The 3,115-nt window shown below is 41.7% G+C and carries 5 protein-coding genes; all 5 read left to right on the plus strand.

All coding sequences use genetic code 11. The features are described from left to right. Nucleotides 1-1,246, plus strand: a 1,246-nt coding sequence (locus AB4653_RS06365; RefSeq protein ID WP_372103605.1) for a cytochrome c-type biogenesis CcmF C-terminal domain-containing protein, incomplete at its 5' end; no start/stop codon positions are given. Then, nucleotides 1,227-1,814, plus strand: coding sequence for a DsbE family thiol:disulfide interchange protein (locus AB4653_RS06370; protein WP_102258307.1), 588 nt, complete (start codon nt 1,227-1,229; stop codon nt 1,812-1,814). The genes AB4653_RS06365 and AB4653_RS06370, both read left to right, overlap by 20 nt. Further along, a complete protein-coding gene (locus AB4653_RS06375) occupies nt 1,811-2,251 on the plus strand; it encodes a cytochrome c-type biogenesis protein (RefSeq protein ID WP_102258308.1) in 441 nt (146 codons plus the stop codon). Before AB4653_RS06370 ends, AB4653_RS06375 begins: the two co-directional genes overlap by 4 nt. 89 nt (nt 2,252-2,340) lie before the next feature. Further along, nucleotides 2,341-2,517 (plus strand): hypothetical protein, encoded by a 177-nt coding sequence (locus tag AB4653_RS06380; protein WP_009848837.1) that lies wholly within the window; start codon nt 2,341-2,343, stop codon nt 2,515-2,517. A gap of 210 nt (nt 2,518-2,727) precedes the next feature. Then, nucleotides 2,728-3,115 (plus strand): GTP cyclohydrolase II RibA (gene ribA, locus AB4653_RS06385; protein WP_372103608.1); only part of this gene is annotated, 388 nt, incomplete at its 3' end.

The following is a 3,115-nucleotide window of genomic DNA, read 5'->3' on the forward strand; positions in this document are numbered from 1 at the left end:
GTGGGCGTATTACGAATTAGGCTGGGGCGGCTGGTGGTTCTGGGACCCTGTTGAAAATGCCAGTTTGTTACCGTGGCTCACTTCGACAGCCTTGCTGCATTGTTTAGGTGTTGCCAAAGGTAAACAACAGCTTCTGAAGTGGTCTCTAAGCCTTGCTTTCATTACATTTTGTTTGAGTATACTAGGCACATTTATTGTTCGTTCTGGTGTACTCACATCGGTACACGCTTTCGCTGTTGACCCGACTAAAGGTATCGCACTGCTACTTATATTGATGTTGGTGCTAGTGAGCTCTTTCTCTCTTCTTATCATCAGAGGGGAATCTTTTGAATCTAACCCGATTACTAGCTTCGACAGTAAGAGCTTTTTAAGCCTAGTTGCGGTGCTCATTTTTGTATTAGCGACCGCTGTTGTGGTGTTTGGTACATTTTATCCAATGGTCTTTGAACTGCTTGGGCTGGGTAACATATCGGTGGGCGCGCCATACTTTAATCTGTTGATTGCACCTTTGGCTTTGCTTGCACTTGGCGTGGTTGGCTTAGCCCCATTGTTGAGTGTTAAACCTCAAGCAACCAAAGGTGTTATTTCATTGTTAGTTCTTATGTCGTTGGCATTGGGTTACGTTTGTTATTCTTGGCAAGTGGAACAAGTCCAACGACAAGTGATGGCTCTGATGACATGGGCACTCGCATTTTGGGTTTTACTCACTCATGTTTATGGCTTAGCGGTAACGCGCAGTTCCAAGTTCCAACGAAAAGTCTGGGTGATGACATTTGCCCATGTTGGTGTCGCGGTCTTAGCTGTAGGTGCTGCAATGAACAGTTACCACTCGTTTGAGCGCAGCTATAAATTAAGCCCAGATGAACAGGTGGAGTTTATGGACTGGACGCTTGCTCATGAAGATACAGAGCTTTATGTCACCTCAAACTTTACCGCTGAAAAGGCGATACTTAAGCTAGATACTGGCGAGCAAAGTTTTTCTATTTCGCCGGAAAGAAGACATTACCAAGTTCGAGTGATGAACATGAGCGAGCCCGCAATGAAATGGTTCTGGCATGGCGATGTGTATATCACCATGGGTGAGAAAGTTGACGCTACCGCTTATGCATTTCGAGTTCAGTACAAAGCGTATGCTCGTTGGATATGGTTTGGTGGGTTGTTCTCAATTCTAGGTGCTGTGCTTTCACTGACCAATCGTAAAAAGAAAACCGTTAAGGCTGCACAGTATGCATACCAGCGTTCGTAATAAACTCATTGCTCTATTTTCAGTGGCTGTTGCTTTGGTCGTTGCATTTTCATATGCGCTCGACAATAAGCAACAAACGACCAGCGTTTCAGAGCAAAAAAGGGCTTTCCCTGAATTTACGGCAGAAAAACTCGTTACTGATGAGTCATTCGATTCTGAAGCATTAAGCTCTGAAATATTAAGTTCTGAAACGGCTAAGCTTACGCTTTCTGATATTACTCAGCATCCTTACCAACTGGTCAATGTATGGGCTTCATGGTGCGGAATATGTAAAACCGAGCACGCTTTTTTACTCGAACTGCAGAAGAAAGGCATTCCAATTGTGGGTCTCAATTATCGAGATAACCCTGGGGCAGCGCTCAATGTATTGTCCAACGATGGCAACCCATACTCAACTGTGATCAGTGATCCTCAAGGGAAGTTGGCTTTAGAGCTGGGCGTAATCGGTACTCCTGAGACGTATTTAGTCGATGCTGAAGGCCAAATAGTGAAGAAGTTGCTAGGTGTGATTAATGAATCGGTTTGGCGTAAAGAACTCGCTCACTATTTTAAAGGTACAAATGGATGATGAAGTTCCTACTCAACATAGTGCTCATACTTAGCGCTGCTATTGTCGTCAACTTCCCTGTATTAGCTGAGGATTTGTTTACGGCGAGTGATAAAGATACAAGCATTCAGGTAGAGTTATTTGAGTTTGAAAGCCCTAATCAACAACAGCGTGCTATTAGTTTGGCAAAATCGCTGCGCTGTCCACAATGTCAGAATCAAAATTTGATTGAGTCGAACTCTCCCATAGCAAAAGATTTACGCCTTGTTGTATTCAATATGGTGAAAGCAGGGAAGAGTAACAATGAAATCACTCAGTACATGACAGAAAGGTTTGGTGAATTTGTGCTTTATAAGCCAGCAATGAGTGTTTCAAACATATTACTTTGGTTGTTACCGAGCCTATTATTTCTTTTGTTTGTATATTTATCAGTAGCGAGTGTTAGGAATGACTCATAAAAATTGTGTATTACTGTTTACCAATTGAGCTGTATTTTGTAATATTAACGGATTATAAAGGCTAAGCACTGTTATATAAGGATGTGTTTGTGGATAACGTAATCTCAAATTTAAAAAAAGAGTTCTATACTCATGTCCGTTCTGATAAATGGGCAGAAAAATACAGTGCAAAGTCGAGCATCTCTACACTGACACAAGAAGAGTTAAGTGAATTAGAGAATGCTTGGGTGCAGCTTGTTATCTGGAAGCAAACTCAACTAAGCTGATCGTTCCGCAAAAAGTGTAGTCTTAGCCGCAATTGATTGATTTATAACCCCATGTTGGTCATCCCAACGTGGGGTTTTTTGTTACCCAGAAAATTAATTGTTATAATATAACAATTTGTACGTGGTCGACCTTGAAAAAAATTGTTAACAGCCTCATAGTGTCTATCATTAGATAGTTAGCTACAAAATATTGCCTAGACATATAGTGTAGTGTTGTTAAATACATCGAATTTTCAAGTGAGTATAGCTATGGCGGAAGTGCGTGCCAGAATAGATTTCAAAGTAGGGGTAACAAGCAGTATTGATGCTGAACTTCTGTCTTTTCATGGATTGAAAACAGATAAAGAGCATGTTGCTGTGATATTTAAATCAGCGGATAAGACACAAGACATACCTCTTGTTCGTATGCACTCTGAGTGCCTGACTGGTGATGTTTTTCATTCTTCTCGCTGTGACTGTGGTGAGCAGTTAGATGAAACCATCAGAATTATGGGTGAGACGGGGGGAGTGATTCTTTACTTACGCCAAGAAGGTCGTGGTATTGGTTTGTATAACAAAATCGATGCGTACCGTCTGCAAAGCGAAGGCATGAACACCT

This window comes from Vibrio sp. 10N.222.48.A3 (genome assembly GCF_041475345.1).
GTDB classification, from domain to species: Bacteria; Pseudomonadota; Gammaproteobacteria; order Enterobacterales; family Vibrionaceae; genus Vibrio; species Vibrio tasmaniensis_A.

Excerpts from the sequence above, each read along its gene's own strand:
- AB4653_RS06370 (WP_102258307.1), top strand. The coding sequence starts at position 1,227 with ATGCATACCAGCGTTCGTAATAAACTCATTGCTCTATTTTCAGTGGCT.
- AB4653_RS06375 (WP_102258308.1), top strand. The coding sequence starts at position 1,811 with ATGATGAAGTTCCTACTCAACATAGTGCTCATACTTAGCGCTGCTATT.